20 protein-coding genes and 3 pseudogenes are annotated in these 21,487 nt (G+C 70.9%); 10 read left to right on the forward strand and 13 right to left on the reverse strand.

The genetic code is table 11. The features are described from left to right. Positions 1 to 149: 149 nt before the first annotated feature. Together ACFQ7Q_RS16200 and ACFQ7Q_RS16205 are read right to left on the reverse strand one after the other, a co-directional pair. Complete coding sequence (locus ACFQ7Q_RS16200; RefSeq protein ID WP_383554977.1) at positions 150 to 290, reverse strand: hypothetical protein; 141 nt, start codon at positions 288 to 290, stop codon at positions 150 to 152. Further along, complete coding sequence (locus tag ACFQ7Q_RS16205; protein ID WP_383554979.1) at positions 287 to 1,876, reverse strand: hypothetical protein; 1,590 nt, start codon at positions 1,874 to 1,876, stop codon at positions 287 to 289. The genes ACFQ7Q_RS16200 and ACFQ7Q_RS16205 overlap by 4 nt, the downstream gene beginning before the upstream one ends. 916 nt (positions 1,877 to 2,792) lie before the next feature. On the opposite strand from ACFQ7Q_RS16205, the gene ACFQ7Q_RS16210 reads away from it, so the two are divergent. Beyond that, positions 2,793 to 3,611: a DUF427 domain-containing protein gene (locus tag ACFQ7Q_RS16210; RefSeq protein ID WP_383554981.1), complete on the forward strand. Its 819-nt coding sequence runs from the start codon at positions 2,793 to 2,795 to the stop codon at positions 3,609 to 3,611. A 613-nt stretch (positions 3,612 to 4,224) separates the two neighbouring features. Further along, positions 4,225 to 5,088: an alpha/beta hydrolase gene (locus ACFQ7Q_RS16215; RefSeq protein WP_383554984.1), complete on the forward strand. Its 864-nt coding sequence runs from the start codon at positions 4,225 to 4,227 to the stop codon at positions 5,086 to 5,088. A gap of 305 nt (positions 5,089 to 5,393) precedes the next feature. Here the strand turns inward: ACFQ7Q_RS16215 and ACFQ7Q_RS16220 are convergent, their stop codons facing one another. Then, entirely contained in the window at positions 5,394 to 5,624 is a 231-nt protein-coding gene (locus ACFQ7Q_RS16220) for a hypothetical protein (protein WP_383554986.1), read from the reverse strand. 165 nt (positions 5,625 to 5,789) lie between these two features. On the opposite strand from ACFQ7Q_RS16220, the gene ACFQ7Q_RS16225 reads away from it, so the two are divergent. Further along, entirely contained in the window at positions 5,790 to 6,272 is a 483-nt protein-coding gene (locus tag ACFQ7Q_RS16225; RefSeq protein WP_383554989.1) for a hypothetical protein, read from the forward strand. A gap of 90 nt (positions 6,273 to 6,362) precedes the next feature. Here ACFQ7Q_RS16225 and ACFQ7Q_RS16230 read toward each other — a convergent pair whose 3' ends face one another. Next, positions 6,363 to 7,652, reverse strand: coding sequence for an MFS transporter (locus tag ACFQ7Q_RS16230; RefSeq protein ID WP_383554991.1), 1,290 nt, complete (start codon positions 7,650 to 7,652; stop codon positions 6,363 to 6,365). Further along, on the reverse strand, positions 7,649 to 8,188 hold the full coding sequence (locus tag ACFQ7Q_RS16235) for an ArsR/SmtB family transcription factor (RefSeq protein ID WP_383554994.1): 540 nt from the start codon (positions 8,186 to 8,188) through the stop codon (positions 7,649 to 7,651). Before ACFQ7Q_RS16235 ends, ACFQ7Q_RS16230 begins: the two co-directional genes overlap by 4 nt. A gap of 207 nt (positions 8,189 to 8,395) precedes the next feature. Between ACFQ7Q_RS16235 and ACFQ7Q_RS16240 the strand changes: the two genes are divergently transcribed. After that, positions 8,396 to 8,686, forward strand: a complete 291-nt coding sequence (locus tag ACFQ7Q_RS16240) for a DUF4253 domain-containing protein (RefSeq protein WP_383554997.1) — start codon at positions 8,396 to 8,398, stop codon at positions 8,684 to 8,686. A 270-nt stretch (positions 8,687 to 8,956) separates the two neighbouring features. Here ACFQ7Q_RS16240 and ACFQ7Q_RS16245 read toward each other — a convergent pair whose 3' ends face one another. From ACFQ7Q_RS16245 to ACFQ7Q_RS16255, 3 genes are read right to left on the reverse strand one after another with little or no spacing between them, the layout of a single operon-like run. Then, positions 8,957 to 12,109, reverse strand: coding sequence for a CHAT domain-containing protein (locus ACFQ7Q_RS16245; protein ID WP_383555000.1), 3,153 nt, complete (start codon positions 12,107 to 12,109; stop codon positions 8,957 to 8,959). After that, positions 12,106 to 12,669, reverse strand: a complete 564-nt coding sequence (locus ACFQ7Q_RS16250) for a hypothetical protein (protein WP_383555002.1) — start codon at positions 12,667 to 12,669, stop codon at positions 12,106 to 12,108. The genes ACFQ7Q_RS16245 and ACFQ7Q_RS16250 overlap by 4 nt, the downstream gene beginning before the upstream one ends. A gap of 26 nt (positions 12,670 to 12,695) precedes the next feature. Further along, a complete protein-coding gene (locus ACFQ7Q_RS16255; protein WP_383555005.1) occupies positions 12,696 to 13,466 on the reverse strand; it encodes an RNA polymerase sigma factor in 771 nt (256 codons plus the stop codon). A 727-nt stretch (positions 13,467 to 14,193) separates the two neighbouring features. On the opposite strand from ACFQ7Q_RS16255, the gene ACFQ7Q_RS16260 reads away from it, so the two are divergent. Further along, positions 14,194 to 14,580 (forward strand): hypothetical protein, encoded by a 387-nt coding sequence (locus ACFQ7Q_RS16260; protein WP_383555008.1) that lies wholly within the window; start codon positions 14,194 to 14,196, stop codon positions 14,578 to 14,580. A 300-nt stretch (positions 14,581 to 14,880) separates the two neighbouring features. Here ACFQ7Q_RS16260 and ACFQ7Q_RS16265 read toward each other — a convergent pair whose 3' ends face one another. Next, entirely contained in the window at positions 14,881 to 15,243 is a 363-nt protein-coding gene (locus ACFQ7Q_RS16265) for a DUF6234 family protein (protein ID WP_383555011.1), read from the reverse strand. A gap of 261 nt (positions 15,244 to 15,504) precedes the next feature. On the opposite strand from ACFQ7Q_RS16265, the pseudogene ACFQ7Q_RS16270 reads away from it, so the two are divergent. From ACFQ7Q_RS16270 to ACFQ7Q_RS16290, 5 genes and pseudogenes are all read left to right on the forward strand, one after another. Continuing rightward, positions 15,505 to 15,626, forward strand: a pseudogene (locus ACFQ7Q_RS16270) (IS5/IS1182 family transposase); the annotation flags it as partial. A gap of 294 nt (positions 15,627 to 15,920) precedes the next feature. Beyond that, positions 15,921 to 16,103: a hypothetical protein gene (locus tag ACFQ7Q_RS16275; protein WP_383555013.1), complete on the forward strand. Its 183-nt coding sequence runs from the start codon at positions 15,921 to 15,923 to the stop codon at positions 16,101 to 16,103. A 517-nt stretch (positions 16,104 to 16,620) separates the two neighbouring features. Beyond that, entirely contained in the window at positions 16,621 to 16,863 is a 243-nt protein-coding gene (locus ACFQ7Q_RS16280) for a hypothetical protein (protein ID WP_383555016.1), read from the forward strand. A gap of 327 nt (positions 16,864 to 17,190) precedes the next feature. Next, positions 17,191 to 17,472 (forward strand): annotated as a pseudogene (locus ACFQ7Q_RS16285) (DUF6415 family natural product biosynthesis protein); the annotation flags it as partial. 324 nt (positions 17,473 to 17,796) lie between these two features. Then, positions 17,797 to 18,030 (forward strand): hypothetical protein, encoded by a 234-nt coding sequence (locus ACFQ7Q_RS16290; RefSeq protein ID WP_383555018.1) that lies wholly within the window; start codon positions 17,797 to 17,799, stop codon positions 18,028 to 18,030. A gap of 338 nt (positions 18,031 to 18,368) precedes the next feature. Here ACFQ7Q_RS16290 and ACFQ7Q_RS16295 read toward each other — a convergent pair whose 3' ends face one another. From ACFQ7Q_RS16295 to ACFQ7Q_RS16310, 4 genes and pseudogenes are all read right to left on the reverse strand, one after another. Further along, entirely contained in the window at positions 18,369 to 18,830 is a 462-nt protein-coding gene (locus ACFQ7Q_RS16295; protein WP_383555020.1) for a hypothetical protein, read from the reverse strand. After that, the gene (locus ACFQ7Q_RS16300) at positions 18,827 to 19,345 is read right to left on the reverse strand and encodes an RNA polymerase sigma factor (protein WP_383555024.1); all 519 of its coding nucleotides are present in this window, start codon (positions 19,343 to 19,345) and stop codon (positions 18,827 to 18,829) included. The genes ACFQ7Q_RS16295 and ACFQ7Q_RS16300 overlap by 4 nt, the downstream gene beginning before the upstream one ends. Before the next feature lie 5 nt (positions 19,346 to 19,350). Beyond that, entirely contained in the window at positions 19,351 to 20,688 is a 1,338-nt protein-coding gene (locus ACFQ7Q_RS16305) for an alpha/beta fold hydrolase (RefSeq protein WP_383555026.1), read from the reverse strand. 139 nt (positions 20,689 to 20,827) lie between these two features. Continuing rightward, positions 20,828 to 21,465 (reverse strand): annotated as a pseudogene (locus tag ACFQ7Q_RS16310) (response regulator). Between the last annotated feature and the right edge of the window lie 22 nt (positions 21,466 to 21,487).

The raw sequence follows: 21,487 nt of genomic DNA on the forward strand, positions 1-21,487 counted from the left end.
GCCCCTGCCGCAGGGTGCGCAGACGCCAACCCTTGACCCGCACGTCAGGGTCAAGCCGATCCCAGCCGGCCTTCATAACGGCCGCATGCGTTCCAGACCCATCATGCCGCCAACCACCGGCAGTGCGCCGACTGCAGGCGAACCCCGACTCAGCCGGCCCAGTCGAGTCCGAGGTTGGCGAGCGTGGTGAGCCGTTCGAGGGTGAGTCTGTCGCGGCGGGGTTTGGTGTGGGTGAGGAACACGCCGAGTTCCACGGAGTGTTCCTGGCCGACGAGTCCTGGCCCGGTCACCCCGGGACCGTGCAGTCCAGGATCCTCCCGTCCACCGTCCCCACGACCAGACGCCGCTGGTCCGCCCGGAACACGACGGACATCGGCGTGACCGGGTGGCCGTGCGCGCGCAGGGTGCACCGGTCCCGCACCTCGCCCGTCGCCGTGTCGAGCATCTCTACCTCGCCGGTGAGGTAGACGACATACACCGTGCGCTCGTCGCCGTCGAGACCGGCGAGCGGCTGGTCGGTCTCGTACACCCAGCGTGCCGCTCCGTCCGGAAGCCGACGGTTCACGACGTACGTGCCGTTGCGGGCTTCTGCGAAGGTGGGGCCCCGCTCGTGCGACCGGCCTGCTTGGACGAAGGTGTCTCCCAGCTCGACGGCGGGGCCGCACCAGGGCTGCAGTGCGGACGCCGGGTCCCAGTGCAGCGGGAAGAGGGCGCGCACGGTGGCGGGACCGTGGGCGCCCGGCGGCTCGATCGCGTGGATCCACGCAGCGTCGCCGTCCGGGCCGGGACCGTCCACGTACAGCAGACGGGTGCTGTGTCTGACGTGCAGCGCCGGGGAGTTGGAGCGACGGGGCGCAAGCCCGACTCGTGCCGCCTCCTGGTGCGCGGGGTCGAGCAGCAGCGCGGCCTCTGCGTCGCGCCCCAGCGGGCGCAGGGCCAGCCAGCCCTCGCCCGTGGCGCTCAATGCGGGGGCCGACGGCATGTCCACGCAGTCCACCACACCGCCGTCCGCCGTCGATACCCGCCGAACCGTGGTCGCCCGGTCGACCAGCCGCCCCGTCCCGTCCTCGCGGCGAAAGCCCCGGTACGTCACCCACGCCGACTCGTCGTCAGGGGCCGCCTCGACCTGGACGCTCCCCTCCCCGCCGGCTGGTAGAGCCCAGCTCAGCGCGCCGGACGGATCCCAGCATTCGAGGTCCGTGTGCCGGCCGGTAGCCAGCACCCTGCCGTCGGACAGCACCGTCAGGTCCCGCACTTCCGCCCGCCGCCGCCACCGACCCTCCGTCAGCCGGGCGAGGGCATCCTCCACATGAGGGTCGTAGAGGAGCCCGCTTTCGACCATCGGATGGCGAACGTCGTCGGGGTCGACCAGACCGGCCGGAGCGGACAGCCAGTCGTCCGCCGCGACGGCCAGCTCGAACCCTGAGCGGAAACCGCCATCCTTGTCCTCGGGGGAGAGCAGCATCGCGAGCCTGCCGTCCTGAAGCCAGCGCAGGTGCCGCACCTGGCGGCTCTTGCTCAGCAGATCCGTCACGCGCCCGGTCTCGAGATGCAGCAAAAGCAGCTGCCCCTCGAAGTCCCACGAACCGTCGTAGCGGCCGGTGCCCACGGCCACGATCGGCAACTCCGGGTGAGGCTCGATGGCACATACGGAGTAGCGGGAGGCGACGACGTGGCGCGGCCGGAGGGTGCCGGCTTCGTACACACCGATCCGGTGGCCCAGCCAGCGACCCGTACCGCGCCACGGGACGTGGCCGAGGTCTCCGGCCGTGATGACGCAGCCGTGACGTGTGGCGCTCACCGCCCACTCGGGCCGACCGATCTCGGCGAACGGTTGGTCCCCGAGTATGCGGCGGACGGTCAGCTCTTGCGGCACGACGAACTCCCCTCAGGCGGCGCACAGTCTGCCAGGCCCGGCCCGGCCCGGGCATTCCTGTGCCCTCACGAGTCGCTCGACTCATCCCCGTACGAGAGCGGGAGCTCGCAGAAGTCTGATCAAGCGGCTGCCGGGAACGCGGCGGACGAGCCGCCCCGGCCGTCGGCAGCCGACCCGGCTGGTGTGGACATCAGTGACGGGCCGATCCCGCTGTCGTCAAGCTCCGATGGCCTTGGTCGCCCGGAGCCGCGCCCTTTCCCGAGATCAGGCTGCGCCCCCCCCTGCGATGCCGCCGCCTCCGGCCACGGCCGTCGGCACCGGTCGTCGGCGCGGTCGTTCTGTTGCTGTGCAGGGAACAAGCTTCCGGCCCTGGGACGATCCGCTGCGCGGGCTGCCACCTGACACCGACGGGCAGAAGCTGAACGTTCTCCAGGCCGAGGGCCGCGACGGCCTGGTTGATGACGGGGCGCAGCGGGTCACCGTCGATGAGAGGACTCACCACGGTGGCGGACTGCAGTAGCGCCAGGGTCAGCTGGATGACGTCTGCGCTGCCGAGCTCCCCCCGAGTGGCTCGACACCGTCCGCCAGGACAACCTTGCCAGCCTCCCCACTCTTGCGGCAGGAATCGACCAAGACCGCGACACACGGTCACCGCCGGCCTGACCCCGCCCTGGAACTCCGGCGTCGTCGAAGGACACGTCAACAGGATCAAGACGATCAAGCGCCACATGATGTAGCCGTTCCTCCGCCGCCCTCAAGCTGCCCAGCCGACCGGCTGCAGCCACTCGGCGCCACCAAGGAGTGACGGCGGGTCGTTTGCCACCGGCCGGGATCGGGAGCAGGGTGGAAAACGGCTGCGGCCGGTACCACGACACCCGGTCTGGGCAGCCGGAGACGGAGCGAGGAGGAGAGACCGATGACCGCACCGAAGTCCGGCCCGGAAGCCGTGCCCGTCGTACGCCGCCAGGGCGAGTCCGACAGCGTGTTCTGGGAGCCGAGTGAGCGCTGGGTGCGCGCGACGGCAGGGGAGATCACGGTCGTGGACAGCCGTAGGCCGGTTCTCGTGTGGGAGCCCGGTCGCCCCGTCCCCCTCTACGCCTTCCCGACCGCGGACGTCCGGACGGACCTGCTGCGGCGAACGGAGCGGCCCGCCAGCCGGCGGCGTCACGCCGGAGCGACGGTCTTCTACGACCTCGTGCTCCCCGAACGGACCGTCGGGGCGGCGGCCTGGACCTACCCCGGAGAGGATCTCGCCGACCACATCAGCTTCGAATGGTTCGGGCGCGAGGCTCTCGACCACTGGTACGAGGAAGACGAAGAGATCTTCGTACACCCCCGCGACCCGCACAAGCGGGTGGACGCCCTGCCCAGCAGCCGACATGTCCAGGTCGAGATCGAGGGTACGGTCGTCGCGGACACGCACACGCCGGTCCTTCTGTTCGAGACGGGCCTGCCGGTGCGCTTCTACCTCCCGCGGGAGGACGTCCGCCTCGACCTCTTCACCCCTACCGACGGGCGCACCCGCTGCCCCTACAAGGGCGTGGCGAGCGAGTACTGGTCCTGGGCCGGCGACGCCGACGTACGGCCCGACATCGCCTGGAGCTACCCCGATCCCCTGCCTTCCGTAGCGATCATCAAGGACCGGGTGGCCTTCTACGACGAATCCGTCGACGTCGTCGTAGACGGGGTGCGGCGGGAGCGACCGGTCACGTACTTCAGCCGACCGTCGCGGTAGCTCCGCACAGGGCCTCGCCCCACCGCACGGTGACAGTCACACCCACCTGGGTCGGCATGGAAGATCCCCGCAGCCGGGACCGGGACCGGGCGTGTTCCCGCTGACGGGATTGCTTCTCAGCCGCCCGAGCCCTGTCGATCAGGAGTAGGCCGCATCCTGCAGCTTCTTGTGCGGCTGGTCGCAACAGCGACAGGCACAGGCTTACCTGCATGCTGGTTCATGAGGTAACTGGCGAAGACCCCATGGTCTCGGGCGATGTCAGGGCAGGCGAGCCGGACTTGAAGGAGCCGTTCGTCCTGGCCTTCGGTGAGCGTCTCCCGGCACCGCATCATCCACGAGGTGATCCTGCGGGGGCTCGGGATGTCCGCCCGGACCGGTCCTGCGGTGGCCCTTCCGAAGAACGTCTACCGAAGAACATCCAGGCCACCGGCCGGCGAGACGCGAAACGGCCGTGCGCGGTGCGAAGGCGACTGCTACGGTCGTGCGCATGTGTTCCGTCATCCACAACTGGCAGGCCCTGCGCACCCGGTCGACGCACTGACCGCGGTGTCGGCCGTCGCCGACACCGGGTCCCACGTCCACCGTTCACCTCAGGATGACGAGGATCTTCACCATGCGCGCAGACTCGCGCCCCACTTTCGTATTCGTTCACGGCGGCTCCAGCAACGCCCGGGCCTGGGGTCCGTTGCAGAACGAGCTGGCCTTGCTCGGCTACCGTTCGCACGCCGTCGACCTCCCCGGTCACGGCGACCTCGCCGACACCCCTGCCGCCTACTACCGGCAACCCCAGGACGTCACCGCACTCGCCGCCGCACCTTCCGCGCTGCGCGGTGTCACGTTGAAGGACAACGTGAGCCACGTGGTAGACATCTTGCGGCGGCTCGCCGCGTCGGGGCCCATCGTCCTGGTCGGCAACAGCCTGGGCGGTCTGACGATCAGCGCCGTCGCCAACGCCGCACCAGAGCTGCTCGACCGGGTCGTCTACCTCTCCGCGCTCTGCCTCAGCGATCCGGCCATGCTCACCGAGGCGTGGGACGTGGCCGACGACAACCTGCTGGACGCCGCAGTGGCCCGGATCGCTGTGCCGGGCGTACGCGATCCGGGCGTGGTCCGGCTGAACTGGCGGGCCGCTCACGCCGACCCGGACGTGTTCGCCGCATTGAAGGCCGCCGTCATGGCCGACTCGACGGACCACCAGTTCCGGCTGCTCCTCGACTCCCTCGACCCGGACGAGACCTACTCGGCAATGGAGCCGGGTGCGCTGGTCCAGGCCGATACGTGGGGGCGGGTGCCGCACACGTACGTCCGGCTCTCCGCCGACCGAAGCCTCCCCCTGGCGGTCCAGGACCACATGATCCGCACGGCGGACGCGCTGACCCCGCACCATCCCTTCGACGTGCACACCCTCACGGCCTCGCACGTCGGCTACTTCAGCCGGCCACGAGTCTTCGCGGAGCTCCTGACGAGTCTTGTCTAAGAGCGCGGTTCCTCTTCGCCTTCTGCGCCGCCAGCAGCAGTTCCTTGTACAGGCCGAGCTGCTGGCGCTGCCGACGCGTCGGCCAGGTGGCAGCAGGTCCGAATATCCCCATGCCGCCCGGCGGAGCGCCCACGCCTTTGAGAAGTCTCCAGCCTTGACGGCCACGTCTATGCCGACCAGTGCCTCGTTCAGCGCCATCAACGCGTCAGCCTCGGGTACGGGCGGTGCTGGCGGCTTCTCTGCGGGTTTCTTGACGCGGAGTTCCCAGGTGGGGCCGCCACCAGTCAGCCGCGCGAGCACGGGGCCTACTGCCCGTCATGAGTGCTCCAGGTATCTGTAGATGGTGGCGCGGGCGGCGCCGACTCGTCGGCGAGCTGCTGCACCTGGCCCAGCCCGGCCGGAGCCCGGTTCAGGCCAGGGATCCGGTCAATCGACTGCAGCGCGTACGCGAGGAGCCCTTCACCGGCCGCGGCGCGTTCACGGGCGGAGTCGCGGAGTTGCTGCTGCTCGTCCTCGTCGAAGATGAGGTGCGCCATCGGATCCTCCGGCGGTCGGGGACGCCCCTGAGGCTGGCGCAGCCAGCCTAGGCCGGACATCGGGGCGATGCAGGTTCGTGACGCCAAGGCTGGCTGCTGTGCTCCAGGGCGCCTTCGACCCGATGCGGACGTCCGCGCGCATCCAGTACAGGGCAGGATGCGCACGTGCAGAATGCGATCGACTTCGTTAAGGACAACCCGGAGGTGTTCGCCGCCTTGGTCGCGGCGATCGGCATCCTCGGGGGCATCGCGGGCAACTGGATATCTGCAGCGGTGCAGGCAGCTGGGGGCAGGGCCCAGGCCAACGCCGCCGTTGATGCGGCCCGGATCTCTGCTGAAGCGCAACGCATGGCCGCGTTACGGGAGGACCGGAAGGCACAGCTCGCCGTCTTCATCCGTTGCGCCAGGACCGTGGCCGATGGCCTCTACCGGATGGAATCGACTCGCTGGCGCGACATGCCACCCTCGGCCCCGGCATCGCCCTCGGCCGCCATGGCCGCCTCGGCAGTGGCATCACCATCGCTGCCCGCACGATCCCTGCCTGGAGTGTCCTCAGCGCGCCCCACGTCGCCGAGACCCAGATCCGCGCTCGTCGACGCAGGGAGACGGTTAACCCAGCGTGCCAGGCCACTCGTGTGCGGCGCCTGACAGGCCATCTGGGCGCAAGGCTCGTACGGTCGCTGTGACACGAACGCCGAGCTGGGCCTGCCGTGCGCTGGCTCAAGGACCTCGGGAGCCCTAAACGGCACGCTCCTGAACGGGGTTCCGGGATTCCGGGTGCTCTGGATCATCGGTCGGGGCGGCGGCGGCACGCAGCGCCGCCTCGACCCGGCGGTTGCTGGTCATGGTCGCCGTGACGGCGGTCATGGTGAGGAGGAGGCCGGCGGCGGTGTAGAGCGGGGTGCGTACGTCGTAGGCGGTGGCCAGCCAGCCGCCGAGGAAGGCGCCGAACGGGGCGGCGCACATGGCGAGCATGCGGGAGGTCGAGGCGACCCGGCCCATCAGGTGGGCGGGGACGATCGCCTGTCGGAGGGAGGGTCCGAGCACCATCGTGGCGCCCATGCCCGCGCCGCAGACGGCGAGCGCGAGGCCGGCGACGTACGGGTTCGGGGCGGCGGCGAGGCCCAGGATGGCGAGTCCCTCGACTGCGGCCGTGCAGGTCAGCGCGGTGCCGGTGCCGAGTCGTCGGCCGAGGAAGGAGGCGATGCCCGCGCCGAGCAGACCGCCGGTGGCCTCCGCCGTGAGGAGCAGGCCGAAGCCGAAGGTGTCGATGCCGAGACGATCGTGCGCGAAGAGGGCGAGTACGGTCTCCACGGCGAGGAAGGCGATGTTCCCGACCGCCGGACGCAGCGCGAGTCCGAGCAGCAGCTGATCCCGGAACACGTACGAGGCGCCGGCCCGCGCCTGCCGCAGCAGCGGCTCACGGGCCTGCGGTACGGGCCGGCGTGCGGCAGGCAGCGACCGTACGAGAAGTGCGGAGAGCGCGAACGAGACCGCGTCGGCGAGCAGCGGAACCGCCCGCCCGAGCGCGAGCAGAGCACTGCCCGCAGGCGGCCCGGCGAAGCCGGACGCGGCGGTCTGGGTACCGCGCAGGCGGGAGTTGGCGCGCTCCAGGAGCGCGGGGTCGCGGCCGAGCAGATCCGGCAGATAGGCCGTGGCGGCCGTGTCGAAGAAGAGTCCGCCGAGGCCGAGAAGGAAGGCGACGGCCGCGAGCAGGGGAATGCTCAGCACGTCGAGCGCGGCTGCTGCCGCCGGTATCGCGAGCAGCACCGCACGCGCCGCGTCCGTGACCCACATCGTGCGCCGGCGGTCCCAGCGGTCCACCAGCGCACCGCCGAGCACCCCGAAGAGCAGCCACGGCAGCGTCCCGGCGGCCGTGACGACGGCGAGCGCCATCGGGTCCCGCGTCAACGTCAGCGCAAGCAGCGGCAGCGCGGCATGCGTCACCCCGTCACCGAGTGAGGACACCGTCTGCGCGGTCCACAACCGTCCGAACCCGGTCGGCAGCTTTCGAACGTCTGAGGTCATTTGGCGTCCCCTTCGGCCTGCTGGCGCGGTGCCGGGTGGAACAGTGCGAAGACGAGTGACGCGTCCGGCAGCGACGGATCGGACAGCTCCCTGTACTCGTCCGCCAGTGCCTCCAGCCGCGCCCCCAGCTCCGCGAACTGCTCCTCGGTGAGCCGCAGATGTGCCATCCGCACGTGCCGCTCGGCATCCACCGGCGCTGCCTCCAGGTCCGCCACCGCATGCCGCATCAGCACATCCGGGCCTCCCTCTCCCGGATCCGGCAGCACGATCGCCCGTGCGGCCATGGCGTAGTACCGCTCGGTGACCCCCCGGACCTTCCGCGTCCGTACCACCTTCACCAGGCCGGCCCGCTCCAGCAGTCGTACGTGGTAGCTGGAACTCCCCTTCGCAAGACCCACTCGCTCGGCGATCTGCGTGATCGTCGCAGGCTCGAAGCGGAGCACGGCCATGATCCGGTGACGCGTGAGATTGGAAACGGCGCGTAGCTGCTCGTCAGTGGTGACGTGGAACGTCTCGGGAAGATCATCGGTAGGCATACCCCAATGGTCAACACTTCTTGACCATTGGGCAAGGGGTTTTGATTCGGGCGACCGGAATCGGCTGTCCAGCACGTGAGGCCTTCGCTCCTGCCACTCTCCTCCTCGACCTCCCTCAACCCGCACCGGGGCGTCCTCGCTCCGCCTGTCGCGGAAGCTCAGCCGCACCGCACGAATCCTTGAGTCGTCAAGAAACCTTCGTTTTCGATGTCAATCGCCATCGAACGACGACCAGCAGCGCCTTCCTGGGAGCACGGGCCAGGGGCAGGCCGACGCTCGACTCCGACCACGTGGCCCTGGCACGACCGGTTCAGGGCCGAGCTGCTGCATGTGTCCCGCCGGACGCTGATCCTGGACGTGGCCTTACCGTCGCAGGAACCGCAGGCGGTGGCTGAGACGGCGATCGGGCAGTACGCGTACTGCCCGGACGGCATCGACACGGCCTCCTGGGCGGACCACTGGACCCGTTTCGGAACCTGGCACTTCAGCTGGGACTGACACACAGGTACACCCAAGACGGCGGGCGGCTGTGATCAGACAGCCTGCAGCCTGACTCCGACCAACCCGAACACACCGGCTCGCCCCAGCCCGCTCCGTTCAGGGCGCTGCGTGTACGCGGTCTGTACGCGACATGTACGGCCGGCCGGCCGTACATGTCGCAGGGGTGAACCCGACACCGCGTCAGCCGCCGCGCCCGTAGGACAGCTCCCAGAGCCAGAGCCCATCTCCCGAGCCTTGGACCCGACGTCCGCAACCCCTCAGCCGGCGTCAGCAGTGGGCGCCGCCCAACGCCGTCAGCCCGGCCCACAGGCGCGGGGACGGACGTCGGTTCGGATCACCGTCGAGCCACTGGAGGCGTGCGGCGCGCAGCGCACCGACCGGGTCGGCGCCCCGGGCGAGATGCGCCCAGTAGAACTCCATGATCTGACTGGTGGCCTCGTCGTCGATGGCGAACAGACTGCCGATCACCGTCGTGGCGCCGCGGGCGAAGAGGGCGAGGGGGAAGCCGGCGAGTTCGAGACCGCCACGGAGCCGGATGGCGCTGTGGCATGAGGCCAGCACACACAGCTCCGGGTAGGCATACGCCATGGCCTCGGCCGCCGTGAGGCGGGAGCGATCCGGAAGCTGCTTGACCTGACCCCAACCGTCCTGGTCGTCCGTCCCGTGCACGGCCATGGCCAGAAGCCGTGGCATCGGAGCGTCGCCCCCGAGCCACCGGCGGATCTCGTCCAGGCTGCCAGGAGTGTGGACAGGCGAGAAATGGGAGCGCAGCGCGGCCAGTTCGTTCTCCGTGTAGGTCATCGTCACCGTGTCGTAGACGGCGACGGTGCCGGCGCGGGTCTGCTCGGAGGCACTGCCCAGAAGGTGCGCCATCGTGGCGAGCGAGGTGTGGATCGACACCGCTGCGACGTCGACGAGCAGGTGCTCGCCGTCCACGGGCAGCGCGTCGAACGCCAGGTCGAACAGCCCGGACGGCACGATCATGAGCCGGAGCGGATCGTCCCGCTCGCGCTCACGCAGCCGACGCAACAGCGGCTCGGGGAGCAGGTACGGAGCAAGCCGGGCGAGCCGGAACCAGTAGCCGGTGTCGTCCGGCCGCAGCCGGGCCGCGTCGAACGGCAGCGTCACGGCGTCCAGATACTCCTCGACGGCACCGTGACCGTCCGCCAGCGTCAGCCGCCGGTAGAGGCGCCGCGAGGACGTGCCGTCGGTCAGCATGCCGGTGCCGGCAGGGCACAGCTGAAGGACCGCCCCAGTCGGGGTGCCGGGGTGCCGCGCGGCCAGCACGTCGCCCGCCGTAATACGCAGCAGAGCTCGGCCGTCCGCCATCGAGCTGAGAACGCCGAGGATTTGGTCGGCCTGGGCGAGGCTGTGGCGGCGGTTCTCGGCGATGGTCCCGGCGATCCGTCGCAGGGTGCGCTCCTGCTGCCGGCCCGACACGTCGTCGCCGGTGGCCGCCTGCGACGGTTCGGGCGAGGCGTTGTTCGCGGCGATCATCCGCTCGGCGGCGGCCCGCACCTCCTCACTGACGTCCGACCGCAGCGCGAGGTCGGTGATCAGCACACCGACCCGGTCACGGCGTACGGCTTCCATGATGAGATCGGCGGCCGCCATGTCCCCAAGCCGTACGGCGAGTTCGGCCGCCTCGGTGAAGACGGAGCCGTACTGCCGGGCCAGCCGGCCGCGGTCGTCGGTGTGCGAGGCGGTGATGAGCAGTTCGGCCACGCAGCGCACGGCGTGCAGCAGTCGCCGCAGCCGGACGCAGTCCGCCGCCCCTTCCCCTTTCCGTGTGCCGGCCCGGGCGGCGATCACCCAGGCCCGCAGCGCGATGCGGGCGTTGATGTACACGCCGTCGGCGTCCAGCCCGGTGGCCGCGGCCACGGCGTCCTTCTCGGCCTGGCGCCATGCGGCCGCCGCCGCACCGTCCGGCTCGGCGCCGGCGCCGGTCTCGGCGTCGAGGTGCTCGGCGAGGCGGCTGAACCACAGGGCACGGGCGAAAAGACCCCGGCTGCGCAGGGTCGGCGTGCTCCGCTCCAACTGCTCATCGATCCGCTCCCGCACGCGTTCGTCCCCCGGGCGGCACCACTCGGCAGCCAGTTCCACGGCGTTGACGCGCGCCGCGGCCCGCAGGGTGATCCGGCTGACGTCCAGGGCCGCGTCGGTCACCGATGCCCGGTCCGGCGCGGCGGACGCGTCGATGCCGAGGCGCACGCGGCTCAGCCGGATGGAGATCAGCCCGTTGTGCCCGTCCGACCGCCACGCCCGCTCCGCGAGATCGAGCAGCCCCTGCGCGTCACGCAGGACATCCGGGTCCTCGACCGTCATCCGGGCACGCCACAACACCAGGGCGGCGTCGTAGGCGGCGTTGCCGAGCCCCACCCGGCGCGCCCGCAAGCCGCGATCCTCCAGCTCGGCCACCGCGGACAGGTAGGCGTGCGGGGCGGAGCCCTGCGGCGGAGCGGCAGCGAGCCCCGTGCAGGACGCGTCCAGCCGGGCCTGCGAGAGCCGGTACGCGCGGCCGTAGTCGTGAAGGTGGGCCGCGTTGTCCGACGCGACGCTCAGCCAGCCGCGCTTCACACGGTGAGGACCCCCGTTCTCGGCCCAGTTCCGCAGTCTGCGCTCGACGTGCCGGAACGTATCGCGGTCGCCGACGTGCCGGGCCAGGCTCGCCTGGAGACCGAGGGCCTCCACCAGCATCGACGGGCGCGTCTCGGCCAGGGGCTCGGACAATTCGACGGCCCGGCCGACGCTGACGGCCCACTGTTCCACGTCGCCCAGGAGAGCGGCGGCGTTGGCAGACCACTTCAGGGCACGGCAGGCGATCATCCGCACCATCACCGGGTGCGGATCGGCCCATGGCACGGGGCGGTGGTCCACGGCGGCGAAGGGGCCGGGGTGCCGCCCGCCGTCCTCCCCGCCCTCCAGCAGGGCGACCGCCTCGTCCGCGGCCCCCAGCAGATCGGTGAGCGCCTGCCGCCAGCGCGTGAGCCGCAGCTCCGAACGGCCACGGTGGTAACGGCACATGGCGGTCAGCGTGGTATCGCCCAGCTCCAGAGCCAGCGACAGCGCCCGGTCATGCCGTTCCCGCTGGTCGCGGATCTCGCCGTAGCGGTCCTCGGACGACGGCCGCCAGGAACCCCGGAGGGTGAGCAGGCCGATGACCTCCCTGTAGCGAGCCACCCTGCCCTCCCGGCCCCGCACCGCGTCGAGCAGGGCCGCGGCAGCCTGGGAGATCACCTCGGCCGGTGGGCGGCCCAGGGGGAGACCACCGGGCCGGGATACGCGCGAGCACTCGGGCGTCAGCGGGGATGCGGCCAGGCACACCTCCGCCAGGCGGGCCACGGCCGCGTCCTCCCGTCCCGCCCGGTCCACCAGGGCCTCCACCACCTGCGGCCAGGAGGCGAAGGCACCGCCGCTCACGACCGCTCCGCGCGCAGGGCGAGCCGGACGTCCTGGAGCGACAGCGGCTCCTCCCCGTCCACGGTCACCGTCCCGACCAGTTCCGTGACCTCGTCGGATGCAGGGGAGTCCCCAAGGGGCTCCAGCGTCGTGGAGAGCCACCAGTCGGCGCCGCCGATCTCCACGACGACCCGCACGTCCGCCGGCGGGCGCCCGGGGAGACTGAGCGACACCGTGATCACCCACGGAGCTTCCCCGGACAGCGTCACCTGTGTCTCGGGCCATGCCTCGACGCCCTCGCGCCCGCGGCCGGTCAGGGCGGCGAACAACGCGTCGTCGGCCACCGGACGGATCACCCGCCCCGCACCACGGACAGCGACGCCCAACTCGGCGCTCCAGGCCGCCAGCACCTCGCGCAGCCGCCCGTCAGTCGGCGAGCCGGCCACCTCCCGCCGGCCGCCCTTCACCCGCAGCAGCGCGGACTCCACGTCCAGGTGCCTGCGCAGGGCCCGGTCGAGGGCCGCCGTTCCATGCCGCAGCTCGCAGTCCAGGCGAGCGTCCAGGTCCTCATCGTGTTCCATCGTCATACCTCTCTTTCCTGCGGGGCTCAGACTCGGTCGTCGGACTGGCACATGCGCCGCAGGGCGCTGCGGGCGTGGCGGAGGTTCGAGCGGACGGTCGCGACGGGCCGGCCGGCCAGTTCGGCGATCTCCGCCGGAGTGTGGTCGGCGATCGTCAGCGCCATCACCAGCCGCTGCTCGTAGGGGAGTTCTCGCAGCATCTCCAGGACGTCCAGGGCGCCCGCCTCGACGGAGGGGAGGAAGCTCGCCACGCCCAGAGCCTGTTCGCGGATCTCCGTCGCCAGCTCGCGAGGCCTGCGGCGGACGAGACGGATCGCCGTGGTGCGGGCGTACGCCCGGTGCGCCGTGATCGTCTCCCACTTCTCGTAGACGACGGACATGGCCTCCGCCGCCGCGTCCTCCGCTTCGCTGTAGCGCGCTCCCAGTTGCATCAACAGCCGCACCAGGGGCAGGTACTCGGCACGGAAGAAATCGTCGAACGCCGCACTGCCGCCCACGCGCATCGGCCCTTCCTCGATGGAACCAACGGATGTCGCCCCGTGCTGCCGCGCGGGTCCCCCAGCGAGGGCGGCGTCCGCATCCTCGACGGCGTCCGCGCCCGAAGCGTGGCGGTGGCGCACGGCGTACACCACAGCGACCACGAGCGCGACGGTGCCGCAGACCGCCGTCAACGCCACCGACCCCGTCGCCGCGTACAGCTCGGCGACCAGGAGCAGGACGGCACCGACGGCGAGGAACACGGCGAAGAACCGCCCAGTGCGTCCGGGGAGCGGCGCTGCGTCCTCCGGCTGGATCACGGTATTCACTTCCTCTCGAACTCGACGAGAAGAAGAGCACCGAGCGGGCACGCGCGTGCAATGCCCGGCGAAATCGGTGCGACCTCAACGCGGCTACGCAGCCCCACACCAGGTAGGCGACACCGTCCGGGCCTCCGGCAAAGCCCAACGCACCGCGCCGAGACACAAGACCGTGCCTGCATCCTCGGCGAGGCCCCAAAGACGAGGTCGCGCCCACCGGCCGACTGCGAAAGAACCCCCCGCCAACCGGAAGGGATCACGCGGGCGGCGGACCTGGAGCCCTACCCCGGCAGCCCCGACCCCGTGGTGGCCGCGGTGAAGAGGACGGCCGGGCAGGAACGGAACCCCGGCAGCGCACGCGAGCTGGCGCTGCCGCCGCCTCGCGTGCGCTCTATCGGCAGGCGGGCAGCGGATGTGTACTGGCGACCTCGTCTCCGAGCCGCCACAGCCGGGGGTCGCGACCTCGAGCCCGGGATCAGGAACGGACCCTCATGGACAGGGACGCCATGCGTGAGTGTCAGGTCCATCATGCCTGTTCAGAGAGGGTTTCGGTAGGACCTACGGCACGCCCGTCCGACCTTGTGGCGACGGGCACCACGAGCCAGACTCGTCGTCATCCACCTCCGGCCAACCCGTCGGCAACCCTTCCCGGTTGCCGGCGCGTTCGCTGTGCCGTCTCGCCGTGAGACGTGCACCGGTCAAGAGGGTGGGGGACGAAGGGGGACCGATGGATCAGGACATGGTTGTACTGGCGAGGGTCCGGCTGCTCAGCGCCAACCGGCGGGTGGTGCGCGGCGCCGAGGGACTGTGGATCTACCGCGTTCTGGCACAGGCCGAGCCGAAGGCGTACGGGTCGAAGCTGGCGTACGTCCTGGTGGAGGAGAGCATGTCGCCCCTGGTGCGGGAGTTGCCCGAGCGACGGTTGGCTCTGCTGGACGAGGCCGTGGAAGTGGCGAAGGCCCTCGATGCGTCGAACCCCTACCGGACGAAGACGCTGGAGAGGGCCCTGGCCGCCAGGCAGCGTGAGCTGGAGGACCGCCAGGCGGAAGCGCGCACGTCCGATGGGCGGGAGCACCGGCCGGCCCATCAGGAAGAGCCACAAGAACGCGCATGACCCTGCGGGTGTCGGTCATTTGACTCGCTGAACGGTGAAGAAGGGCAGGGTCCAGCCCCCGTTGTCGGGATGCAGCGGCGTCCGACTCCTCGGATGCACAGCTCGGAGTGTGGGGCCCCGACCCCGGTCGGAGCCCCACACTCACAGCCCGGTCGACGCCCAGTCCACCAGCGGTCCGTCTCAGCGCGAGCCGCTTCGGCGTCGTACTGATGTGCATCGAAGTGCAGCTCCGGCGGCGGGTAGGGCATGGCGCGGTGACCTTCCCACGGCACCTCCCAGCCAGTCCCGCGCAGTTCGTCCTCACTTGCTACGACACTCACGGACCAGGCGGCGCCTTTCGGAGCGACGGAGGATCCATCTGGTGCACTCGGTTCCTCCTCCCAGGACCAGCAGCAGAGTGAGAACGGCGGCCAGCATCGCCTGTGATCCGCACGCCACTGGCAACCCAGCCCGGTAGAAGCTGTAGCCGACAACAGCCAAGCCGGCCGGCCCGACGGTCAGCACGAGGAAGAACCGGGCCGTTGCACGAGGAGGACGCGCTCCCTCGGCAGCCCATTGCTTGAGGCCTTCCGTGAACCAGAACGCAGTGAGCGCTGCCACTTCCAGCGCTGTGAGCAAGGCTGCCGAAACGAGGTCCGCGACCCACACAAGCATGTTCAGCATGCTCCAGCGCGCAGACCGCTTCGAGCATGAGTACGGCTACCTAGACCTGTGGGGGACATTTCAAACAGGCCATCCCACAGAACAGACACCAGCCTGCGCGAACACCACCCCAGCAAGATCCGCTACCTGCTTGAACCCCGCCGCCTCCGCGCCCACCATCTTCTCCGCAACGGGGACTGACCATTGTCCGGCCAGACACCACGGTTGTGAGAGGCAGACGGCAGGGGATCCTCCGCGAGCCAGCGCCGGATCGAGCCATTGATGCCAGCCAACCGGCCCGCGGCCGGCGATGGGCCGATCACCGCCGAACCCTGGAGGCCATCGCGTGGAAGTACCGCACCCGCTCGCCCCGCGGGACCGAACTCGGCTCGTTCCAGACTGCTTGATGACGCTCTTTGAAATCCCCACTTCTTGCTCGGTGGTGGGACAGCCTCTCTCGCTGAGAGTCTCCACCCACGCACACTAGTCACCGTGGTAATGGTCGTAGTGATGGGCGCCGTGTGTTGTGCATGGGGTGTGCGCCATAGGTTTCACTGAGCCTCTTTCATCCTGTGCGGAGGGGTGAAATAGGCCGGTCAGCGGATGTGGTGACGAGGCAGGGCCCCCTGGTCGTTGGCGTGGTGATCTCACTCAACACGCTCCCGCGGATCCATTGGTGCCACGTACCCGTTCTGGCAGTGGCACCGCTACACACCCGCTCGAAGATCTTCCCGTGGCTGCACGTCGTCCTGGCGGGGAAGGCCGAGCACCTCCTCGGCAACCGCCTCCAGGCGCTCTCCGACGCCGTGGAGGGCATCACCATCTTGATGTGGGTGAACGCCCTGCCCCGGCCTGGAGCCCTGGTACGAGATCGGCGTTGACGACCCACACCGGCGCCGTGCCCGCTACCCCGAAGTGGTCGGCCGCTGACTGGCTTGCCCGCCCTGACCGGAGTGCGCCGGACACGCTGGCGATCATGGGTCGCCCCGGAGCTTCCCGACCGGACGGGGTGACCGGTGACCGATGGCCGGTCACCCGCTCTGGGGCGGGAGTTGCATGGGCCGGTCACGGGGCTGACGTGCCGTTTGACCGATCGGGGGAGTGGATCGGTCACGCAGGTCTGCTGCTGACCGGTCATCGGTCATGGCCCCGGTGGGTGGACAAGTCTCGCCGCTCCGAAGGGCTTGCCCAGCGTCCGGGCCGCAGGGCGGGAGGGGGGCCCGAAGTTGTGGGGTCACCGTCCGGGACGCGGTGGCCCGGAGCCGGCGAAATGCCTCTTCTCGGCCGTAGACCGGAGCGATAACACGAAACAAGCTCCAAGAGACCCGAGCCGGTCAACCGCTTCGAGTCGTTCGAGCGGCCGGAAGGCGCGGGTGGAGCTGTCTGGGGGGAGAGACCATGGCCCACCTGCGCGACCTGATCTTCGCGTTGACGCGTGCTGTGGATGGGAACGGCGGGCATGCCTTTTCGAGGAGATGTACGGGAATCCTGGTGGGCTTGCGTCACGAACTCGCGCTGCACCCGGTCCACGCCGTCGGCACCATAGTGGCGCGCAGCGCCTCTGGCGGCGGCCGGTGCTTTCACTGCGACGGCACCGGGCTTGCCCGCCCGTTGTGGGAGCCGGCGGGCGGGCAAGCCTGAGCAGTGGGGAGACAAGGCGACCCTGGGCAAGCCACCCGCGAAGGCGGCTTGCCCAGGCTTCCGGTTACGGGCGCTCCCGCCCCAGCCGTAGGACGTCGGCGTATACCCTGTGCTGCTCGTCGATCGGCTTCATGATCCCTGCGACAGCACGACGACGCCGGGCGGTTCGCCAGCGGTGGCGACACCACCCGTACGAGGGAGGAGGCCGCGTCTCACGCCCCGCCCGTTCAGCACACCTGGGCAAGCCTCCCTGGCCGGCAGGGCCGCCGGGCGCACCCCGACCCACTGGAGGGTTGCACCGGAAGGGGGCTGGACAGTTGTCTGCACGCCGTACGCGACTACGAGCAGATCGGCCTCCAGCTCACCGGCCACGCCCGCGCCGTCGCCTCCGACGTCCGACGCCGCGCAAACCAGCTGCCGAAGAACAGCGGACCCCAGGCACTCGCCGACATCGTCCTGCGCGAGGCGGAAGGCCGGCTCTCCGCGACGCAGGAAGGCACCGTGCACTGCGTCCAGAACCGCGCCCGCCTGGTCCGCGCCCTCTACGAATGCCTGGACCGGCTGGAGGCCGCGCCCGCCCCGGAGAGGGTTGCACCGGGAGGGGGCTGAACCGTTGTCTGGACGGTTGCTTCCAGCGGGGGACCGCAGGTGTGACCGGAGGTGGGAGCCCCCCAAATCGGACATCGCCCGTTTTCCCAGGTCAGCCCTGGTGGGCAAGCCTCTCACGGACGACGACACCTCTTTCCTCGCGATAGCCGAGGGGAGAGGTGTCCGTGCCCTGGGGTCGGCGGCCGCGAACAGCACATCGACCAGCCCCTGCGCGCCTTCTTCACCACGACCCCGCCCCGCAGACGCCCCGCAGACATCACGACTGCCTGACCTCGAGGGGCGCCCGCAGCGTCGTTGCCGACCTGGACCTGGTCCCACGGCGACTTGGCGGCATTCCGACAGCGTCTGGCCGAGACCGAGGGCTTCGGCCTCAACGGCGACTCCCCGCAACAGCTGCTCAGATTCCTGGCCGAGATACTCCCCCCTGTGCCAGCCGTGCCCAACGGCACCCTTGATCGGCGCACGGACCTGCGCCGCTACACCGACCCGGCCGGCCACTCCTTCGTCCTGACGGTGGCGCCACCCGCCCAGGACACCTCGCCCCTTCCACGCTCGTAGCAACCCTGAACCGGACGCCAGCGCGGCCCCGCCTCTTGGGGGAATGGCAGGGGCAGATCCGCCATGCAATCCCGTCGGTCCGGTTGTGGCCCTCACCGCGTGGATGGATCAAGAGCGCCCGGGTCAACGCCACGCACGACTGGGGCCGTCCTGGTGGACGCGGACCATCTCGGCGGTATCCGCCGGGACCCAGCCTGCTTCGCTCCGAACGGCCCGGACATCTCGTGATCGAGGTCGTCGCCTACGCCGCCGACGTGGCTGCGAGCCGGGCGGCGGACGGTACGTGGTGGCGCTTCATCCGGCTCTAGCGGCCTTCGGAAGCCATCCATCCGTCGAAGTCACCTCTCGCCTTGGCCGGTTGGATCGGGGTGGCCGAGCCGTGCGCCCAGGCGGCGGGTCGCTTCGTCGAGTTCACGCAGGGTGCCGAAAGGGAGCACCGCCGCGCGGGTGGGGATGCGGACGCCGCCGGTCAGGGCGATGCGGGTGGCGGCGCCGTCCGGGGTCGGGGCGGCGGCCATGCCCGCGATCAGGAACCGGCTCTGCAGCCAGCACCAGCCGGGCCGCCGGTAACCTCGCAGGTGCGCGCGGAACCCGTACTTGCTGTGGGCCAGCGCCTCCAGCCGGTCGCCTTTGGTGCTGAGAATCCGGATCCGCTGCAGGTCGGGGAGGAAGTCCAGGGCGGACATGGCTTCCCACACCTCCTGGAAGGGCGCGGGGAGGATGTGCTCGGCGACGCGGGCGCCGCGCACCCCGGCCGCCATCACGTGCAGTCGCCGGATCGGGTCGAGATCGTGCGTCATGCGGACCATGCCTTTCGGAAGCTCATCCGGGCCCGGTGCAGCCGGGACTTGGCGGTGCCGGGCGGGATGCGGAGGGCCGCCGCCGCGGCCTCCTCGTCCAGTCCCTCCACGTCCCGCAGGACGAGTACGGCCCGGTGTTCGGGGGAGAGCCGGGCCAGGACGTCGTCGATGTCGGCGGCCAGCTGCGGATCCCCGCGCTCCGGTACATCGGCCAATTCGGCCGGCCGGGCCCGGGCGGCCCGCTGGGCGATCCGTACGGCCTCCCGGACCGCGATGGCCCGCACCCACCCGTAGAGCGCTTGCGGGTCCTTCAGCGACCGGAGTGACCGGAACACGGCCAGCAGGGCCTCCTGGGTGGCGTCCGGGCCGTCGGCGAGGGCGATGGGAGTGCAGATGTGGGCGATGTACGGGTTGAGGTGGTCGAGGAGTTCGTGCAGGGCGAGGGTGTCACCCGCCCTGGCCGCCCGGGCCAGCGCCACCCCCTTGTCCCGTCTGTCACTGGTCGCTTCAGCCACTTCCGTCACCTCAGGAACTCTTCCATGGCCGTGTTCACCCGATCCGGGCAGTCCAGGGTCAGCGCGTGCCCGCACCCGTCGAGCACCGACACCCGTGCGTCCGGGAGCAGCCGGCCGAAGCGGCCCGCCTGCCAGGAAGGGAGGACAGAGTCCTGGCGGCCCCAGAGGATGAGCACCGGCTGCCGGGTGGACGGAAGCGCCGCCTGCGTCTCCCGCCAGTCCAGGCCGCGCTCCAGCCGGTACGTGGCGCGCCGGTTCGTGTCGAGCGTGCCGGGTGCCCAGGCCGCGTCCACGACCTCCTCGGTGACCCGGTCCTGGTTCACGAACAGCCCGCGTACGGCGGATTCGGCGGCCTCGCGGCCCGCCCCGAGTCCGGTCAGCAGCTCGCCGGCGACGGGCAGTTTGAGGGCCTCCCAGAACGCGGGGTCCCGCTCGTGCAGCCCGGAGGAGGCGAGCAGGGCCAGCCGGGACACCCGCTCGGGGTGCCGCTGGGCGTAGGCCAGGGCCCAGCCTCCGCTCCACGAGTTCCCGGCGAGCGCGGTCCGCTGGATGCCGGTGGCGTCCAGGAAGCTGCCGATGGCCTTGGTCATGCCGTCCAGGTCCCACGTCAGGGAGTCGTCGCGGAGCTCCGTGAAGCCCTGCCCGGGCAGGTCGACCACGTACACCGTGTGGGTACGGGACAGGGCGGCGACCTGCTCCCGCCACGCGAACGTCCAGGACGCCCCGGGGGAGAGCAGCACGACGGGCGAGCCGCCGGACCCCCGCTGCACGTAGTGGAAGCGGGCCACTGGCGTCTCCACCCACCGCGAGTCCGCCGGGGCGGCGTAACCGCGCTGCTCAGCCGGCTGGTACGCGTACGCCGTGCCCGCGAGCAACGCCACGACGGCGAGGGGCAGCGCGAGGAGCTTCCGGGGCAGCGTGCCGAGCAGGCGGGTCGCCGCCAGCCAGCCGAAGCCCAGGCAGAGTGGGGTGTAGAGCGTCAGGTTCAGCCAGTGGAAGGCGGGCCCGGCGCCGTCGCCGACGCCGAACGCCCATATCAGGCCGAGCAGTCCGCGTGCCAGCAGCCCGGCGGTGACCGCCCAGGCCACGGCGGCGGCGAGCCGGCCGCCGCGCCCGTTGCCGCGGGCGAGTAGGAGCGCGGCGGTGGTCAGCCCGAGCAGGGCCAGCGGGAGCACCACGCGCGGCGCGAAGGACACGACCCCGCCGAGGACGGCTAGGGACAGCGCCCGTTCGTCGGGCGCGGGCCAGGTGAGACCCGTGGCCCAGTACACGTGGGCGAGGCCGTCGACGGCGAACAGGGCGGCCAGCGCCCGCCCTGCCTGTTGTCTGCTGATGTCAACCACGAATGACCCCCGAGGTGTTGGCGGAAGGACCGACACTCCAAGGAGGAGGCACGCAGGGCGAACGTTCCCTGTGGCCCTGGTCACAGCCTGGTCACACCCGGGTCGCATCGGGTCGCGTTGCCGGGGTTCGTATGTCGGGTCAGTGGGGGCGTGGCGGCACCAGCCCGGCCTCGTACGCGGAGATGGCCGCCTCGACCCGGTTGCGCGCGCCCAGCTTTGCGAGCACCGCGCTGACGTGTGCTTTCACCGTGCCCTCGACGAGGTGCAGCCGGTTCGCGATCTCCGCGTTGGACAGCCCGGCCCCGAGTCCGGCCAGCACCTCGCGCTCCCGTTCCGTGGCCGGTCCAGAGAGCGGTGAGGATGGGCCGCCCGATGCGCGCGCAGTCCGGCGATGACCCGGCCGGCGACTCGCGGGGACAGGTAGGCTCCGCCGGCTCCCACGGCCCGTACTCCGTTGAGCAGTTCTCTCGGGTTGTCCGCCTTCAGCAGGAAGCCGTCGGCGCCGTCCTCCAGGGCGCGGGTGACGTACTCGTCCTGTCCGAAGGTCGTCAGCATGATCACGCCGACCGCCGGCTGCTCCCGGTGGAGCCACGCCGCTGCCGTCAGCCCGTCCATGCCGGGCATCTGGATGTCCAGCAGGACCACGTCCGGTCGGTACCGGCGGGTGAGCGCGATGGCCTCGTGCCCGTCGCCCGCCTCGGCGACCACCTCGACGTACGGGTCCCTGGCGAGGATGGCCCGCACACCCGCCCGGACCATCGCCTCGTCGTCGGCCATCAGGACCCGGACCGGTCGGCTG

The sequence above is a fragment of the Streptomyces sp. NPDC056527 genome (genome assembly GCF_042794475.1).
Taxonomy (GTDB): Bacteria; Actinomycetota; Actinomycetes; order Streptomycetales; family Streptomycetaceae; genus Streptomyces.